This is a genomic window from Nocardioides sp. InS609-2 (assembly GCF_023208195.1).
Classification (GTDB): Bacteria; Actinomycetota; Actinomycetes; order Propionibacteriales; family Nocardioidaceae; genus Nocardioides.
The window spans coordinates 3864760-3881206 of the sequence record NZ_CP060034.1; the positions used below are offsets into that span (position 1 = coordinate 3864760).

At 67.6% G+C, this 16447-nt stretch carries 11 protein-coding genes and 2 pseudogenes; 6 read left to right on the plus strand and 7 right to left on the minus strand.

Going from position 1 to position 16447, the window contains the following annotated elements:
* Positions 1–33 precede the first annotated feature (33 nt).
* The 3 genes from H4Q84_RS19960 (at position 34) to H4Q84_RS19970 (ending at position 3501) form a co-directional block, all read left to right on the plus strand.
* Positions 34–1746, plus strand: coding sequence for an ABC transporter permease subunit (locus H4Q84_RS19960; protein ID WP_248580823.1), 1713 nt, complete (start codon positions 34–36; stop codon positions 1744–1746).
* A gap of 440 nt (positions 1747–2186) precedes the next feature.
* Entirely contained in the window at positions 2187–2585 is a 399-nt protein-coding gene (locus H4Q84_RS19965) for a redoxin domain-containing protein (protein WP_248580824.1), read from the plus strand.
* Positions 2586–2613: 28 nt separating this feature from the next.
* Complete coding sequence (locus H4Q84_RS19970; RefSeq protein ID WP_248580825.1) at positions 2614–3501, plus strand: cytochrome c biogenesis protein CcdA; 888 nt, start codon at positions 2614–2616, stop codon at positions 3499–3501.
* A gap of 283 nt (positions 3502–3784) precedes the next feature.
* On the opposite strand, the gene H4Q84_RS19975 is transcribed toward H4Q84_RS19970, so the two are convergent.
* On the minus strand, positions 3785–5332 hold the full coding sequence (locus H4Q84_RS19975) for a PucR family transcriptional regulator ligand-binding domain-containing protein (RefSeq protein WP_248580826.1): 1548 nt from the start codon (positions 5330–5332) through the stop codon (positions 3785–3787).
* Here H4Q84_RS19975 and H4Q84_RS19980 point away from each other — a divergent pair.
* The 3 genes from H4Q84_RS19980 to H4Q84_RS19990 all read left to right on the plus strand — a co-directional run bounded on the left by H4Q84_RS19980 (position 5264) and on the right by H4Q84_RS19990 (position 9401).
* Positions 5264–5971 (plus strand): nucleoside deaminase, encoded by a 708-nt coding sequence (locus H4Q84_RS19980; RefSeq protein ID WP_248580827.1) that lies wholly within the window; start codon positions 5264–5266, stop codon positions 5969–5971. The two genes, H4Q84_RS19975 and H4Q84_RS19980, sit on opposite strands and share 69 nt — an antisense overlap.
* On the plus strand, positions 5968–7398 hold the full coding sequence (locus H4Q84_RS19985; RefSeq protein WP_248580828.1) for a cytosine permease: 1431 nt from the start codon (positions 5968–5970) through the stop codon (positions 7396–7398). Before H4Q84_RS19980 ends, H4Q84_RS19985 begins: the two co-directional genes overlap by 4 nt.
* A 176-nt stretch (positions 7399–7574) precedes the next feature.
* Positions 7575–9401, plus strand: coding sequence for a glycoside hydrolase family 15 protein (locus H4Q84_RS19990; RefSeq protein ID WP_248580829.1), 1827 nt, complete (start codon positions 7575–7577; stop codon positions 9399–9401).
* A 37-nt stretch (positions 9402–9438) separates the two neighbouring features.
* Here the strand turns inward: H4Q84_RS19990 and H4Q84_RS19995 are convergent.
* The 6 genes and pseudogenes from H4Q84_RS19995 to H4Q84_RS20020 all read right to left on the minus strand — a co-directional run.
* A pseudogene (locus H4Q84_RS19995) lies at positions 9439–9913 on the minus strand (DDE-type integrase/transposase/recombinase); the annotation flags it as partial.
* A 107-nt stretch (positions 9914–10020) separates the two neighbouring features.
* The gene (gene ltrA, locus H4Q84_RS20000) at positions 10021–11484 is read right to left on the minus strand and encodes a group II intron reverse transcriptase/maturase (protein ID WP_248579451.1); all 1464 of its coding nucleotides are present in this window, start codon (positions 11482–11484) and stop codon (positions 10021–10023) included.
* Positions 11485–12115: 631 nt separating this feature from the next.
* Positions 12116–12695, minus strand: a pseudogene (locus H4Q84_RS20005) (IS3 family transposase); the annotation flags it as partial.
* A gap of 235 nt (positions 12696–12930) precedes the next feature.
* On the minus strand, positions 12931–13671 hold the full coding sequence (locus H4Q84_RS20010; RefSeq protein ID WP_248580830.1) for a uracil-DNA glycosylase: 741 nt from the start codon (positions 13669–13671) through the stop codon (positions 12931–12933).
* An 841-nt stretch (positions 13672–14512) separates the two neighbouring features.
* Positions 14513–15892: an SWIM zinc finger family protein gene (locus tag H4Q84_RS20015; protein WP_248580831.1), complete on the minus strand. Its 1380-nt coding sequence runs from the start codon at positions 15890–15892 to the stop codon at positions 14513–14515.
* Positions 15889–16413 carry a hypothetical protein gene (locus tag H4Q84_RS20020; RefSeq protein ID WP_248580832.1) on the minus strand — a complete coding sequence of 175 codons (525 nt, stop codon included), beginning with the start codon at positions 16411–16413 and terminating at the stop codon, positions 15889–15891. The genes H4Q84_RS20015 and H4Q84_RS20020 overlap by 4 nt, the downstream gene beginning before the upstream one ends.
* Positions 16414–16447 lie beyond the last annotated feature (34 nt).

Genomic DNA, 16447 nt, shown 5'->3' on the forward strand with positions numbered 1-16447 from the left:
CAGGCCGCCACCGGCCAACCCGCTCACCCGAGGGTGAGCCCGAGAGCAGTGGCGGGCCGGCGGGTCGTCGTGGGGCTGCTGGTCGTGCTGCCGCTCGTCTGGGCCTGGCGGCGAGCCGTCCCGGCGGGCTCCGAGGTCGTCAACCGCGGCGGCATCCCCCTGGTCGCGGACCTGATGGCCTCCGCGCTGCGTCCCGACCTGTCGGCGGACTTCCTTGCCGTGGTGCTCGACGCCGCGGGGGTGACGCTGGTCTTCGCCGCCCTGGGCACGGCAGCTGCGCTGGTGGTCGGGCTCCTCGGTGGTCTGGTGCTCAGCGACGTCGCTTGGGGCCAACGCCCCCCGCGAGTCGTGCGGTGGGTACGCGTGGTGCTGCGCGGCGCCTTGGTGGCCGTCCGATCGATCCACGAGCTGATCTGGGCGCTGCTGTTCGTGAGTGTCCTCGGCCTCGATCCGCTGGTCGCGGTGCTCGCGATCGCCCTGCCGTTCGGGGCGCAGACGGCGAAGGTGTTCGGCGAGATCCTGGACGGCGTACCCCCCGGCCCAGTGCGCACCCTGCGCGCCACCGGGTCACGACCCGTGTCGGCGTTGGCCTACACGCTCTTCCCGGCCGCGGCGCCGATCCTCCTGTCGTACTCCTTCTACCGATTCGAGTGTGCCATCCGCTCGGCGGTGATCCTCGGCGTCGTCGGGATCGGCGGGCTCGGCCAAGAGCTGGTGGTCAGCCTCCAGTCCCGCAACTGGGACCAGGTCTGGACCCTGGTGGGCGCGGTGTTGCTGCTCTCGGCCGTGGCCGACCTGTGGAGCACCCGGCTGCGAGGCGATCTGGCGGTGGTGAGCTGCGCGGACTGGTCCGGCGGCAAGGCGCGCCGCCGTCGACCCACCCTGCCTGTGCCTTCCGGCGCCGGGGACGGTGCAACGCGCCGATCAGCTCGGGCCGAGCGGTCCTGGTGGGCCCGCGGCACGGCCCTCCTCGCGGCCCCGGCCCTGGCCTGGGCCTGGGTCTCCTCGGACGTTTCCTTTTCGGGGCTGACCTCCCCGCGCACCCGGGACCTGACCGGCCGACTTCTCGACGACATGTGGCCCCCCGTGTTGCCGCCGGGCGGCTGGCCGACGCTAACCGGTGCCGTCCTCGACACCCTGGCCATGGCAGTGCTGGCCATGGCCGTCGCCGTGGTCGTCACGATGCTGGTCGGCCCTTGGGCGACCCGGCCACACCGGGGACCGATGGACGAGCACACCTCGCTGCTGACCGGCCTCGTCCGGGGTTTCCTGTGGTGGGCGTCCAGAGTCGTGCTGCTGAAGCTGCGCTCGGTCCCACCCACGGTGTGGGCGGTGATCGCCCTTCTCGTCCTGTTTCCCGGCATCCTGCCCGGAGCCCTGGCCCTCGGCATCTACACAGGGGGCATTCTCGGCCGGCTCGTCGCCGAGGCCTGGGAGAGCATAGATACCCGGCCGCGAGACGCCCTGCGGGTCGTCGGCGTGCGCCGCTGGCTGGCCTCGACCGCCGCGACCACGCCACCCTCGGTGCACTATCTGGTCACCTACACGCTCTACCGCTTCGAGATCTGCGTCCGAGAGACCGCCATCGTGGGTGTCGTCGGCGCCGCAGGATTGGGCCGGCTGTTCGCGGAGAACCTCGCGATCTTCCGCTTCCCCGTCATCACCACCCTGCTCGCAGCCTCGTTCGTCGTCAGCGTCGCCGCCGAGCTCGCGGGCCGGCGACTTCGACGCGCCTTCAGCGCGTAGCGGCCACGAGGAGCGTGAGCGGGCTACCGACGGTGTCGTCTGACTGCGACATGCCATTTCGCGGTTGCGCACAACCTTGTCCAAGGAGACGGGCTACGTGAAGGGCGCCCCCCGAGGAGATCGAGCGCTCGCTTCAACGCCGGGGGTGGGCGCAGTCTGGATGGTCCCAGGCGGGCCGTCACCGGTTGATAAGGTCATCGCGACCGTCGACATGAGACGCTGAGGGCGTGCGTCCTCCTGGTCTGGCCTTCGTTGCGATCGTCCTCAGCCTGACCATCTCCGGCTGCGGGACGGCCACATCGACCTCCCGGGATAGGGCGGCGCCGGCATCGGCCGATCAGACGAGCGGGTCGACGCCCGAGGGCCCATCCGAGTCCGGTGAGGTCGATCCTCAGGAAGACCGAGAGGGCGAGCAGGATCCGCCCGCCGCGGTTCCCGCGGTGCTGGACTTCTCCTCCCAGACGGTCGACGGGGCTGCTTTCGAGGGCTCCTCCCTGGCCGGAAGGCCGGCCGTCTTGTGGTTCTGGGCTCCGTGGTGTCCCACCTGCCGCCGTCAGATCGCAGGGGTCAGTGCTGCCGCAGACCAATTCGCCGACGAAGTGGCTTTCGTGGGGGTGGGCAGTCTTGACGACAGCGAGGCCATCGACGACTTCGCGGCCGACGTACCGGCGCGGGAGATCGCCCAGCTCGCCGACCCTGACGGAGAGGTGTGGCGTCACTTCGGCATCACCGAGCAGAGCACGTACGTGGTGCTCGACGCCGAGGGTCGCACGGTGACCAGCGGCTACCTTGATGACGCCGAGTTGCTCGATGTCGTCGGCGACCTGGCCGGCAGCTGAGCCGACCCGCAGAATCGACGAAGTCCAAGTGCTCGACTCGCCCCTGCTGGCCGTCGCCCTCGGTGCCGGGATGCTGGCCGCGGTCAACCCGTGCGGGTTCGCCCTGCTCCCCGCCTACCTCTCGCTCCTGATCCTCGGGGACCAGCCGACCACGCGACCTCGTGCCGTGGGGCGGGCGCTCGGCCTGACGGTTTCGATGACAGTCGGATTCGTGGCTGTGTTCGGGATCTTCGGCTTCGTCGTCGCCCCGGTCGCCTCACAGCTGCAGCAATACCTGCCCTGGTTCACCATCGCCCTCGGGTTCTCCCTGGCCCTGGTCGGGGCACTTCTCGTCCTCGGCAAGACACCGAGGGTCCCCGTATTCCGGCGGCGTGCCGCTGCCGCACCACGCCCGCTCACCCGGAGCTTCGGGGCGATGGCAGGGTTCGGCGCAGGCTACGCGCTGGCGTCGCTCACCTGCACAATCGCTCCGTTCCTGGCAGTGGTGGTGGCGACTTTCCGTACTGATTCGATGGCCACCGGCGCCAGCTTGTTCGTGGCCTATGGGCTCGGCATGGGGGCGGTGGTCGGCGCGGTCGCGATCGCCGTCGCCTTGGCCTCGGACGGTCTGGTGCGAACGTTGCGCGGCACCGGCCGCTGGCTGCCGCGCGCGAGCGGCGGCGTGCTCCTCCTCGCCGGGGCCTATGTCGGCTGGTACGGCGCCTGGGAGGTGCGGGTGCTCGGCGGCGGCGCCACCGAGGACCCCGTCATCGACCTCGCCGCCCGCGTGCAACGCGAACTCGCTGACCTCGTCGCCACGGTCGGTCCCGGAGGATGGGCCCTCCTCGGCCTGGCGCTCACGGCACTCGCGGTCACCGCCAGTAGACGGCGAACCCGGGACCGCACACCACCCACGCCCCAGGACTCGATGCCATGAGTGATCGCTTCGCGGAGCACCATAGGCCTCCTACTGACCAACTTCCCAGGACATCACATCGGTCCACGCCGAAGACCCGCGCGACGGCAAGTTGATGCCGTCTGTCGGTCGGGCGCTCTACCACCGTGGGAGTCACCGCGTGGCGCCTCCTCGCCGGGCCGTCGGCCAATCGGCCTCCGAGGTGGCGACGGGGTCGGCACGCCGCCGCACGTTGGGCAGGGCCCGTGCTCGTGACGAACCGCGTGGTGGACGGGGCGAGCAAGGCTGGCGGAGGCCGCCGGGTTCAGCCGCCGCTCCGGCTGGGATCGAGACCTGTCCGTAGTCTCCACGCGTGGAGAGCGAGGCTGAGCGCGGTCCTGCTTTCGTGAGCAGTGAGAGCATCGCGGCCCAGGACGGCGTTGATGCGGTCCAGCCTGTTGTACAGGGTCTGTCGTCGAATGCCCAGCGCTGTCGCGGTTTCGGTCTTGGCGAGGCCGTGCTGGAGATATGTGTCGAGTGTCTGCACGAGTTTGGAGGAGTACGTCGCGTCGTGGTCGAGCAGGGGGCCGATCTGCTCGCGCAGGAAGTCGGCGAGCTCGGGTTCGTTGCCGAAGCGTGCCAGCAGCCGGTAGATACCCAGGTCGCGTGCATGCAGGGGCTGTCGTCGGGCACCGAGCCTGCGGGCGATCGAAGCCACCTCGCGGGACTGGGTGAGGGTGGCGGTCAGTCCGTCTACGTCGCCGACCGGTGATCCGGCGGCCACGGTGACGATCGCGTGGCCGGTCGTCTGCTCGATGGTCTCCGACAAGGAGGAGCACATCTTGCCGAGCGCTTCGCGGAGCCGTTGCTCGCTGCCCCGGGGGACCCGGGCGACGATGACGACATCGTCGTCGAGGTGACCCACCAGACAGGCTCCGAACGTCTCGCGCGAAGCGCGATGCGCGGCCGCCGAGAGGACCGGCGGCGAGATGCGTCGGTCACTGGCGACACACAGGGCGACGATGGGCCGCCCCTTCTCGGCGGGAAAGCCGGCGATCTCAAGTCTCGAACGCAGCTCCTCCACTGAGGGCAGGCGGCTGTCCGCGATGTCCCGGAGGAGGTTGTTGGCGACTGCTGCGGTCTCCAGGGTCGTGCCGGTGCGGAGCAGCTCGAGGCTCACGACCTTGACGGCCCGGTCGAGGATCGCCGTGTGCGTCTGGCTCGTGCTGCCCGCGATCACCAGGGATCCCCAGGCGGTGCCTCCGAGGTCGACCGTACGGCTGTTGGCAGCGGTAGGGGAGTCCTGTGTCGCCCCGGGATCGCTGGCTGCCACGACGCGGCCGTCGCGGGCCAGGAGGACGCACCGCGCGTTGGCGAGGTGGGCGACCCGCTTGACCAGTGCGTTCAGGCCGTCGCCGGCGAGTACGACGTCCAGTAGTTCGCGCCACACCCTGTCCGATACGCGCAAGGTTGCGCGGTCCCGGTGCATGACCAGCTCGTGGAACCCCTCGACCACGCTTTCGAACGGGACCACCCCGCGGAAAGCGAGCAGGGGGAGGTTACGTCGCTTCGCGGCGCGGGTCACCGCGGCGGGCACCTCGGCGAACGTGCGCCCGAGCTCCAGGGCCAGCGCCGCGAGCCCCGCGTCGGCGAGGGCATCGATGTAGCCCTCGAGGTCAGAGGGAGAGCTGCCTTTGAGCCCGAGGCCCGTCGTCAGGAGCAGCTCTTGGCCGCGGAGCAGGGGACCCATTTCGAAGACCTCGGAGGAGTGCACCCACCGGATCAGGCAGTCCTCGGGCGTGCCGTGCAGCACGAGCGGTGCCCCTGCGGCGACTGCCGGGAGGGTGAGGATCTCGGCGAGGGGGATGAGCATGCCAAGACGCTCGATCTACCTGGACGAGTTGTCAAGGCTCGTGCGGAAATATTCGACGTACTGTCCCTGCCGGCGGTCGGATGTGACGGCGAACACTCGGTGCTATCCCACAACGAGGGTGGGCACCCGAACAGGAGGTTTCCCGTGAACTACGACCTCATCGTCATGAAGCTGGCGGTCGAGCAGGCTCGCCTAGGGCTGGAGGAAGGCGGCGTCCCCATCGGCGCCGCACTCATCGTGAACGGCGAGGTTCTGGGGGTCGGTCGTAACCGCAGGGTTCAGCAGGGCAGCGTGATCCGACATGGGGAGACCGACTGTTTGGAGAACGTCGGCCGACTTCCGGCGTCGTCGTACCGTCGCGCGACGCTGTACACGACGCTCTCGCCATGTCCCATGTGCGCCGGGACGATCCTCCTCTACGGGATCCCACGCGTCGTGATCGGAGAGAACCGCACGTTCGAGGCAAGCGAAGCCCTGTTGCGTTCTCACGGCGTCGAGCTCGAGGTCCTCGACCTCCCCGAGTGCATCGACCTCATGGCTCAGTTCATCGACCGCAGCCCAGAGATCTGGAACGAAGACATCGGGGTCGAGGACCCCACCGGACCCACGCCCGCCACCGCAGCCTTGGAGACACGATGACAGCACACTCAGCACCCGACTCGGCGTACGACGAGCACGCGCTCGACCCTGTCCCCGAGGGTGCGCGCGAGTCGACCGCCATGCAACAGTTCTGGATCTGGGCGGGCGCGAACATCGCCCCCATCAACTGGGTGCTCGGCGCCCTCGGCATCGTGCTCGGTCTCGGCCTCGCCGACACGGTCCTCGTCCTGGTGCTGGGGAACCTGGTCGGTATGGCCGTCTTCGGGTTCTTCGTCCTGATGGGTCAGCGGACCGGCGTGAGCCAGATGGTCCTCGCCCGCAGCGCCTTCGGTCGGCGCGGCGCCTACCTGCCGGCGATCATCCAGGGCATCACTTCCGCTGGCTGGTGCGCTATCAACACCTGGATCGTGCTCGACCTCGTGGTCGCGCTGCTCGGCGAACTCGGGATGTCCGGAGGCACGGGCGTCAAGATCGCCATCGTCTTGGTGGTGATGGCACTGCAGACCTGGATTGCGGCCAACGGCTTCCGCTGGATCTCCGCGTTCGAGAGGTACACCGTCCCCGTCACCCTCGTCGTACTCCTGGCCATGAGCGTCGTCGCGTGGACCAAACTCGACGTGGACTGGGGGTACGCCGGTGCCGGACTGGAGGGCAAAGACCGGCTGAGCGCCATGAGCACGGTCATGACCGCGATCGGCATCGGCTGGGGCATCACCTGGCTCGCGTACGCCTCTGACTACTCGCGCTTCGTGTCGCCCTCGGTCCCCAAGCGGAAGCTGTACGTCGCGAGCGTGCTCGGTCAATTCATTCCCGTCGTCTGGCTGGGCGTGCTCGGCGCGTCGGTGGCGACCATCGGCAAGCAGGCGGACCCGGGTCAGCTCATCGTCACGGTCTTCGGTGCTCTCGCGATCCCCGTGCTGCTACTGGTGATCCACGGCCCGATCGCCACCAACATCCTCAACATCTACAGCTGCGCGCTCTGTGCCCTCACCGTCGACCTGAAGGTGTCGCGCAGGAACATGGCCTACCTCGTGGGTGCCTTCGCGTCGGTGTTCACGATCGTGCTCATCTTCCAGGAGAGCTTCGCGCACGCTCTCGACGGTTGGCTGGCCAGCCTCGTCGTATGGGTCGCACCATGGGCCTCGATCATGGCCGTGCACTACTACTTGGTCCGTCGTCAGCAGGTGGACATCGACGCCTTGTACGACGCACCCGGCCGCTCCCGGCTCGGCGACATCAAGTGGGACGCCATGATCTCGTTCCTGGTCGGCATCTTCGCCGCCTGGTTCTTCGAGTTCGGCATCCCGACTGCCCTGCAGGGACCCGGCGCGAAGATGCTCGGCAACGTGGACATCTCGTGGCTCGCGGGCGGTCTGACTGCGGGAGTCCTCTACACGGTGCTCGCGAGGCGCTCGGCCTCGGCCCGCTCCCGGGGGCTCGTCGACGCAGCCACAAGGGCCGAGTGATGAAGCCGTCCTCGCACGCCGACCACCGTCGCCGAGGTGCTCGGCCTGGCTGAGCTGGGACCCGAAACGAAGGTGCTGGCCGGTGGGCAGGGATCTGCCACGGAGATTGGCTGGGCGTCACACTTTCGTCATCCGCCGTCGTAGGCAGTGACGCTGAGGTGGTGTCTCATGGGGGCATGAGTGACATCCCCCTTCGAGATCACGCGCTGTTGTCCGACTGTGGCTCGGCCGCGCTGGTTACCTCAGGCGGGTCGGTGGACTGGTTGTGCCTTCCACGCTTCGACAGCCCCTCGGTCCTGGGTCGTCTCCTGGACGACTCGGCGGGTCACTTCTCAATCGCTCCGGAAGCGCCTGGATGTACCTCGACCTGGGCCTACCGTGCCACGAGTCTGGTCCTGGACACCACGTGGACCTGCCCCGAGGGGGAGCTGGTCGTCACCGATGCAATGGCCCTCGGGGCGCGGGAACAGGGACACGAACTCGGGCGTACGGCGCCAGGGGTCCTGTTGCGACACGTGCGTTGCACACGTGGGTCTGTGTTGGTGCGGGTGGAGTTCGCACCCCGACCGGAATTCGGTTTGGTGCACCCGCGCCTGACCGCTACCGATGGCCGCGCGGTCGTCGCTGATGGCGGCGCCACCGTTGTTGTCCTCAGCACCCAGATGGACCTGGACATCAGCGAGGCATGCGCGACCGGGATGATCACGCTGCGAGAAGGGCAGGAACTCACATTCGCGTTGGGACAGGGCGACGCCTGGGGACCGGCGGCCAAGGCTTGGACGCCGCGGAAGATCCGGCGGCGGTTGAAGGGCACCGAGTCGTCCTGGCGCAGTTGGTCCGTCCTGCATCAACGCTATAGGGGACCTCTGCGGGACCTGGTCCATCACAGCGGGGTAGTCCTGCAGGGCCTGACCTACGCGCGCAGCGGGGCCGTGGTGGCCGCCGCAACCACAAGCCTGCCCGAAGGAGTGGGGAGCGGCCGGACCTGGGACTACCGATACACCTGGGTCCGCGATGCAAGCATGACGCTGCAGGGCCTCTTCGTCGCGGCCTGTCCAGATGAGGCGGCACGATTCTTCTCCTTCCTTGCCAGGGCCGCCGCCACGCAACTCGACCGCGGCCTCCACCTCCAGATCATGTTCGGGATCGGAGGCGAGCGAGACCTCACCGAGCGAGAGCTCCCACATCTGGACGGCTGGAGGAACAGTGGACCGGTCCGAGTGGGCAACGATGCCTGGGGTCAATACCAGCTCGACGTGTATGGCGCCCTCCTGGACGCGGCCTACACCCTGCGTGGCGAACTCGGCGACATGGACGAGGCAACCGGGCGGTTTCTGATCGCGGCAGTCGATCAAGCTGCGGCGCTGTGGCGCGAAGACGACCAAGGCATCTGGGAGATCCGCGGTGCGCCCAGACCGTTCCTGCACAGCAAGCTCATGTGCTGGGTGGCCCTGGACCGCGGCCTATCGATGGCCGAACAGCTCGCCGTTGACCCCGCTCGCGCAAGTTCGTGGAGAGATGCCCGCGACGAGATCCGCACAGCAATCCTGACCTCCGGCTACAGCGACTCGGCCCACGCATTCACTCAGTCCTTCGGCTCTGACGACCTCGACGCATCCACCCTGCTGATGGTGATTGTCGGCTTTCTGCCCCCCGACGACCCGCGGATCCTGTCCACCATCGACGCGATCGAGAGGGGGTTACGAGACGAACGCGGCCTCCTCTACCGCTACCGCAGCGAAGACGGGTTCGCCGAGCCAGAAGGCACGTTCTTGCTCTGCACGTTCTGGTTGGCCCACGCCCTGGCCTTGTCCGGCCAGCTCGATCGCGCCCGCCAGACCTTGGAGCGCGCCGCGGGATACGCCACACCCCTCGGACTCTTCGCGGAACAGGTCGACCCCACCAGCGGTGAACTCTTGGGCAACTTCCCTCAAGCCTTCAGCCACCTAGGGCTGATCAACGCAGCACAAGCACTCGCCGACGCCGAACAGCAAAGCGGCTGACGAAAGGGTCTGCTGCACGATCAGGTGACAGGTTGGGTCACGCGGCCTGAGTGGCCGGTGTGGTCATGATGATCTCGAACTCGATGGGGGTCAATCGGCCCAGCGAGTCCTGCCTGCGGCGGCGGTGATAGGTCCTTTCGATCCAGGTCACGATCGCGATCCGCAGCTCCTCGCGAGTGGCCCAGGGCTTCCTGTTAAGGACGTTCTTCTGGAGCAGGCTGAAGAAGCTCTCCATGGCTGCGTTGTCACCTGCGGCGCCGACCCTGCCCATCGATCCGACCATGCTGTTTTGGCCCAAAGCACGGACGAACTTCCGGCTACGAAATTGCGATCCTCGGTCCGTGTGGACCACACAGCCGGCCACGTCGCCGCGGCGGGCGACGGCGTTGTTCAGCGCAGCCACGGCGAGCCGGGACTTCATCCGAGAGTCGATGGAGTAGCCGACGATCCGGTTGGAGTAGACGTCCTTGAACGCGGACATACAGCTTCCCTTCACCGGTCCAGTGCTCGGTGTAGGGGTCGGACCGGGGCGCCCTGCCAGCCTTTCGGCTGGTGGGTCTCCCTGGCCCGCCCTCCGAACCGGACGTGCGACTTTCACCGCATCCGGCTCTCCACGTGGTCATGCCGTTGGTGCGGGTGATCCCTTTGTCGGTGCGCTCGACCATGGTGTGGGGATCTTGGTGCCCCGGTAGCGGTAGCGCTCGATAACGATCGCTTCCGGTCGGAACATCTCGATTCCTCCGGCGCGGATCTGCCAACCGGGCAGGTAGCGCCGGACCAGGGTGTGCATATTCAGCCCGACGTGTCGTTTGCGGAGCCAGCCGACGATCCGCCAGAAGGCGAAGTGATCGACGTAGCCGAACGTCCGCGAGGACACGCCGTGACGGAAGTAGTTGCACCAACCCCGCAGCACCGGGTTCAACCGGCGCAGCAGGTCGGCGAGCGTTCGATGTTTCGCACGACGCGTCAGCGTCCGCACCTTGGCCATCACCGAAGCCAATGACTTCTTCGACGGGTAGGTGTAGATCGCCGTCTTGCCGGTCCGGCTCCGCCAGGTCCGGCGCTGGATGCGCCAGCCGAGGAAGTCGAACCCCTCATCGATGTGGCAGACCCTCGTCTTCTCTACCGACAGGCGCAGGCCCATCGGCGCGAGCACCGCCCCAACCTCGTCCCACAGCGCTTCAGCATCGGCGCGTTGTCCGTGGATGAGGACCACGAAGTCATCCGCGTAGCGGACGAGCTTCATGACCGCACCACCGGCACGTCGGTGCTTGGCGCGCGTCCATTCCGGTCCGAGCCCCTCCCATTTGGCGGCGAAGTGCTCATCCAGCACGGACAGGGCGATGTTGGCCAGCAGCGGTGAAAGGATCCCGCCTTGAGGTGTGCCGGTGATCGTCTCGCGGTTGATGCCGTCCTCGGTGAGGACCCCGGCCCGCAAGAACGCCTTCACCCAGCCCAGGACCCGTTTGTCCCCGACACGATGTCTCACCCTGCCCATGAGGGCGGTGTGGTCGATCTCGTCGAAGCACGCCTTGATGTCTGCCTCGAACACCCACTCATAGTTCCGAGGAGGTGAGGCGAGGAAGTGGATCTCGGCGATCGCGTCCTGGGCCCGGCGCCGCGGGCGGAAACCATAGGAGCATGGTTTGAAGTCCGCCTCGAAGATCGGCTCGAGCACCAGTTTCAACGCAGCCTGCACGACCCGGTCACGGGTAGTCGGGATCCCCAGGCTTCGGACTTTGCCCGACGCCTTCGGAATCGTCTTCTCCCGCACCGGCAGCGGCACGAACGCACCGGCCTTCAAGTCCTCACGGACCCCGGCCAGCAGGTCGACCGCGTCCCGGTCGACGCCGCGGGGAGTGACCCCGTCGACACCGGCGGTCCGTGCGCCCTTGTTGCCCCGCACCCTGTGCCACGCCACGACCAGGAACGCCGGGTCGTAGACAAGGTTGGCGAAGTCATCGAAGCGACGGCCAGGATCGGCCACCGCCCATCGGTGCAGCTTCTTCTGCATCCTCAGTACCCGCCACTCGGCCTCTTCCCGCTCGGGGAAGACATCGAGTGCCGGTTCGCCGGTATTCACCAGCGACCTCCTGAAGGTGCGTGGTTGCTGCGAACACGCTGGACCCCTTCGCCATGTGACCGGCTTTCCCGGCCTCGGACTACTACGGGTCCTCCGCCCCACCTCGGCAGCATCGGCCGGCGACGGGCCTTCCCGACGACCAGCAGGATGCTGGCCGGGGAGGGGACCGCCGAGATGGTTCCCACGTTCACTGTCGAACCGTTCGACGGGGTCGGCGCCCAACTATGCCCCTGCAGCATCGCCACGGCTACGCCGCAGACCTTCACCGTGGCCTCCCGACCGGCGACATCACCCAGTCCAGAAGTTCCCTCGACCATCACACCGACACCGCGCTCGGCGGTGTCGTGATCGGGGTGCGCGCTGCTATCCAGCCCAGATCCGCCAGGTTCGAGCTGGTGGCTCTCTTGAGGGGCGTTCAGCCGTTGGTTCCTCACGTACGCCTTCCCGTCTTGCTAGCCGGACCCAGGCCATCTGGCAGTACTGGCCCGTCCCGTCGTTGTCAGGGCTGCTTCCACCCTCACCCCCGTCCCGGGGGTCAGGCTGCCCTCAGCTTCACCCGGCCCGCTACGACGGACCGGAGGCGGTGTCCTTTCACCACCGCACGGTTCAACAGCGCCTCGTGGCGCTCGAAATCGGCGACCCACAGCCGGTCTGGTGCAAGCGGCCGGAAGTTGCGGTCCACCAGATCATGCGGCTTCGCAGCATGCGGGTCGCTGATCGTGGTGCGCTTGACCTTGCCGCGCACCGCTCCGCGCAGGCCCAGTTCGGTCATCAGTCGCTCGACGGTGCAGCGTGCGATCGGCGGCGCACCGCCAGGCGCTCCCGGGTGAGGGTCAGCCAGACCTTCCGGGCACCGTAGACGCCGTAGTTCTCGATGTACGCCTGGGCGACCTTCGGCTTCAGGTCGGCGTCCCTGACCTCGCGGGCACTCGGCGGGCGGTCACGGTGCTCGTAGTAGGTCGACGGGGCGATCCTGGCGCCCAGCTCGGTGAGCTGGGCACAGATCGACTCGACACCCCATCGCAGACCGTCCCCGTCGCGGTTGCCTGCGACTGAGTCGATGTACTGCACGATCAACGCTGTGGCCGGTCGAGTTCGGTCGCGAAGAAAGCCGAAGCACTCCGCAAGATCGCGTTGGCACGCTTGAGCTCAGCGTTCTCACGCTTCAGCCGCTTCAGCTCCGCCGACTCATCACTCGTCGTCCCCGGCCGCCTACCCCCTATTCACCTAGGGGAGCGGGTTGGTGCGGAGCGATCAACTCTGTCGAAAATTCTTCGGGCCACGGTTGTCGCGTGCGTGGCGCTCGCCATGGCTGCACGCTTCCGCTGCTGGCCGGGCCAAGCGGGGGAGAGGGGAGAGTGCAAGATCGCCGTCAACGAGCGTCGGATCGGCGATGGCGGCCTTACTTCTTGACAGTCATAGGCGGAGGTATGGCGCGAGCGGCGATCAGTCGCGGATGGTCCAGTCGATCGGGTCCGCTGAATGATTCACGAGCCACTCGTTGACCTTGCCGAACGGGTCCGACCCCCGGAACGGCCGTTCGCGACCTGCTGTCCGATCCACTGACATGGGCGAGGGATGGCTCGACGCGAACACCTCGACATTAGGCCCGAGGTGCTTGCGCATGCCATGAGCCGGGACTCCCCACAGCATTGCCGCAATCGGTCGATCTGCTGCTTCAGTTTCGATGGCACGCATGGTCGCTACTGTCAGGTGCGACCACCACCGAATGTGCCTCTTTGGCCGCGTGTGTTTGTCACGCGGAAGTGTCAACGCGCGGTTGAGGAGCATGACACCTTCGCTTGACCACGCGGCGAGATTCCCCGAACTGGGGATTGGGAAGTCAGCGTCGCCGAGCTCGGCGTAGATGTTGATGAGCGAGTCCGGGATATCCCCGCCTGGCCCGGTGGAGAAGCTCAGACCGGTCGCTCGATCTGGGTCCGGGTAGGGGTCCTGCCCGAGGATCAGGACCCGTACCTCCTTGAGCGGCACCTCATAGGCGCGCCAGAGCACTGAACTGAGCTCCGTCTCGACCGGCAGGTATCGCTCCACCGTGCTGACTTTCGCCAAGCATGCAGTGATCCTCGCGTCGATGGCTGGGTCAGCCGTCCGCAGCCCTGCGACCCAGTCCTCGGCGATCCGCCCCGCTGCAGCTAGCCGGTCCAGGGACCACGTTGTCTCAACCATCGGGCGACCATAGACGAGAAGGTTCCGCGCTGGCGTTGCCAACATACGGCGGTGTGACGCAACGCCGACGCGCGCGCAGAACCCTGCGGGCGCTCAGTCTTGGAGAGGTGGGTCTGCCCATTCCCAGTCGATGGTGCCCGCTTGCGAGAGAGGTGTCAGCCCGGTGATGACCTGCTGTGCGTGGGTGGCGCCGTCAACGTCGAGCGCCCAATATGTCGACGCATGCCCCAGCGTCTCTCAACGCGCGCCGGTGCTTGCGATCAGGGCGTGGAAGTCGGCGTGCCGTTCATGGGCGTACTGAGCGTCGTGGATCACCACGCGGATCGTTTGGTGGCCGCTCTTCTCAACAACTTGAAACGATCCGTCGTCGCGGATGGCGATCCGGTCACCAAGAGAAACGCCGTAGGGGAAGAACGGGATGGCGGAGCTCGAACGTTTCCTGATCGTCCGTGCGTGTCCATACCTGTTCGAACCGACCGTCGACCGCCAGCCTGTGGATGAAGTTCGTCCGAGCCCTGTCGATTGGGGCGGAGTGCGTCACGATGCTCGGCTCGTCGGTCACGCCCAAACCCTAGGTCCGAAGTACGCGACTCTGTGCATGAGAGTGCGCGTCACGGTGTCCGACTGGCGGCGGAATGACTGTGTGAGGATCGCCAACGCAGTGCGAGCCACTCGGTGGGCAGCCCGGGCATGCCGACGTCCACTCGGGCGACCTGGTCAGGCGACGGACGCCAGTTCGGAGTGGACGTCCTCAACGTTGTCGTCGGTGAGGTACTGGAATCTCTTCTTGTCCGATCGACTCGGCTCGCTCGTGATTCGGGGCCTGTGGCACTGAGCGAGCTCAACTGCTCTCACCACGCAGGCTCAGGGCGACCGCCAGCACGTGTTTGCACGGGCCTCGCGCGCCATGGTGCTTCTCCTCCCACGGGCACTCGCAGACCAGCCCGGGTCGGCTGAACTCGAGGGTCTCGGTGGACGGGTCAGCTGATTTGAAGGCACGGACCTGGTAGGTGGCTTTGCCGCCCCCGGCCACGAGCCAAGTTCTGGGCTCGACCCGGCTGACCTTGTCCTGCTCGAGCAGACGCTGCGCGGAAAGCAGGCGTGGGTTGCGTCGGAGCACTTTTGCTACGTCGACGGGCAGTTCACGGTGGAACCACGCGCGCGCGGTGAGGTCGTAGCCGAGACGGCCGGACGCGGCGAGCCATGCGAGCCCTGTCGTGACCTTGGATGCGCTCAGTCCGCTGGTGGTAGCGAGGCGATCAGGGTCGATGGTGGGTTCCCAGCCGAGAAGGGGTAGGAGTGCGAGGCCGTAGGCTTCGGCGGACGGGTCGTTGAGCCACATGAGGAGCCCGCCCTCACCGGAGAACGCCCGGTACGGCTCAGGGCTCAGGACCAGGGTCAGGCGGCTGCTGGGGAGCTCGAAGACCCATGCAGTGGTGCCGGTCGGAGAGGCGTAGACGTCGAGTCGTCGTGCGTGCCGCGTCACGCGTTCGGAGCCTCGAAGCCGGGTGGCGCCGGGTAGGGGGATGGAGCGTTCGGAGCGGTGGGTGGCAATGCGCCAGGAGCCGGGCGCGGGCACGAGGTGCAGGAAGGGGCCTGGTGAGGCGACGCGTGGGAGGGCGCCGAGCAGCTTGCTGATGGCGGGTCCGACGATGGTGCCGCGGTGCGACATGGAGGCGTTGATGGTGGGGACCTCGGCGAAACCTCGGACCCAACGGTCGGGCAGGGAGACCTTGCGTTCGACATGGTTGGCGGCAGGTGTCGATGCGGTGAGGCCGTCGTGTCCGACGGTGAGGTGCAACGTCTCGGTGCGTGACGTCCGGGCCAGTGCAGCGCGCAAAGGCGGGTTGATATCGACGTTGGTGGTACCGAACCCGACGGTGCTGGCGCCGAGCCCTTCTGCGAGGACGTCGAGTCGTGCGTGGACGCCGTTGCAGGCGGAGAACGACTCGAAGCGGAGGATGTCGCCGCCAGCGGTGACGACGGGGTCGAGGTTGGCGACTCGTTGGGCTAGGCCGAAGTCGGCGTAGCGCGTGGCGGCGACGTCGGCGACGGCGAGCAGACCGGCGGCGAGGACGTCGGGGCGGTCCGGGAAGCCGCTGAAGAACGTCGGGTTGTCGACCAGTCCGTCGGGGGTGACCCCGAGCGCGGTGGCGAGTGCGAGCGTGGACGTGCCCTCGTGTTCGGTCAGAGTCGAGGCAGTCCTGTAGTCGCCGATCACGCCTGCTCCACTGCCTCGACCAGCGTCCGGGCCGCCTCATGGGCCTTGGACGACCCGCGTGCAACGGCGAGGTGGCGGATCCCGTCCGGTAGCTCGACCCGTTCGGGTATCTCAACCACCCAGCCCGACAGCTGGCGGAACATGCCGGCCAGGGCTGGCGGCCGCTTGGATTCGGCGGCCAGGCCCGAGGCCAGGGCCGTGAGCAGCGGCCACAGCTGCTTGACCAGTTGCTGCTCGCCAAGTGTCTGGGTGGTCTCGAGGAGATGGGGCAGGTCGAGGGTGCCGGCCCGGTGTCGCTGAAGGCCCGCTTCCGCGAACAGAGCGGGGTCGAACCGCTGGTGCCCGAGAGCGCAGCGGGCGCCAAGGAGCCGGTAGTCGTTGCGGTCGCTCTTGACGGTGGCGCGGGTGAGGTCGTGCAGGAACAGGTCGTGCAGAGGTGCGCCGAAGTTCCCGGTCGCGTGGGCCGGGAAGTCGGCCGTTGTCGTGCCGTGCCGGTTTCCTTCGACGAACGCGTGCCTCACGGCACGATCGGACCAGGTGGGAATGACGCGTGCC

Coding starts and splice junctions, on each gene's coding strand:
- H4Q84_RS20010 (WP_248580830.1), bottom strand. CDS start 13,671: ATGGTTGAGACAACGTGGTCCCTGGACCGGCTAGCTGCAGCGGGGCGG.
- H4Q84_RS19975 (WP_248580826.1), bottom strand. CDS start 5,332: ATGCTCATCCCCCTCGCCGAGATCCTCACCCTCCCGGCAGTCGCCGCA.
- H4Q84_RS19990 (WP_248580829.1), top strand. CDS start 7,575: ATGAGTGACATCCCCCTTCGAGATCACGCGCTGTTGTCCGACTGTGGC.
- H4Q84_RS19985 (WP_248580828.1), top strand. CDS start 5,968: ATGACAGCACACTCAGCACCCGACTCGGCGTACGACGAGCACGCGCTC.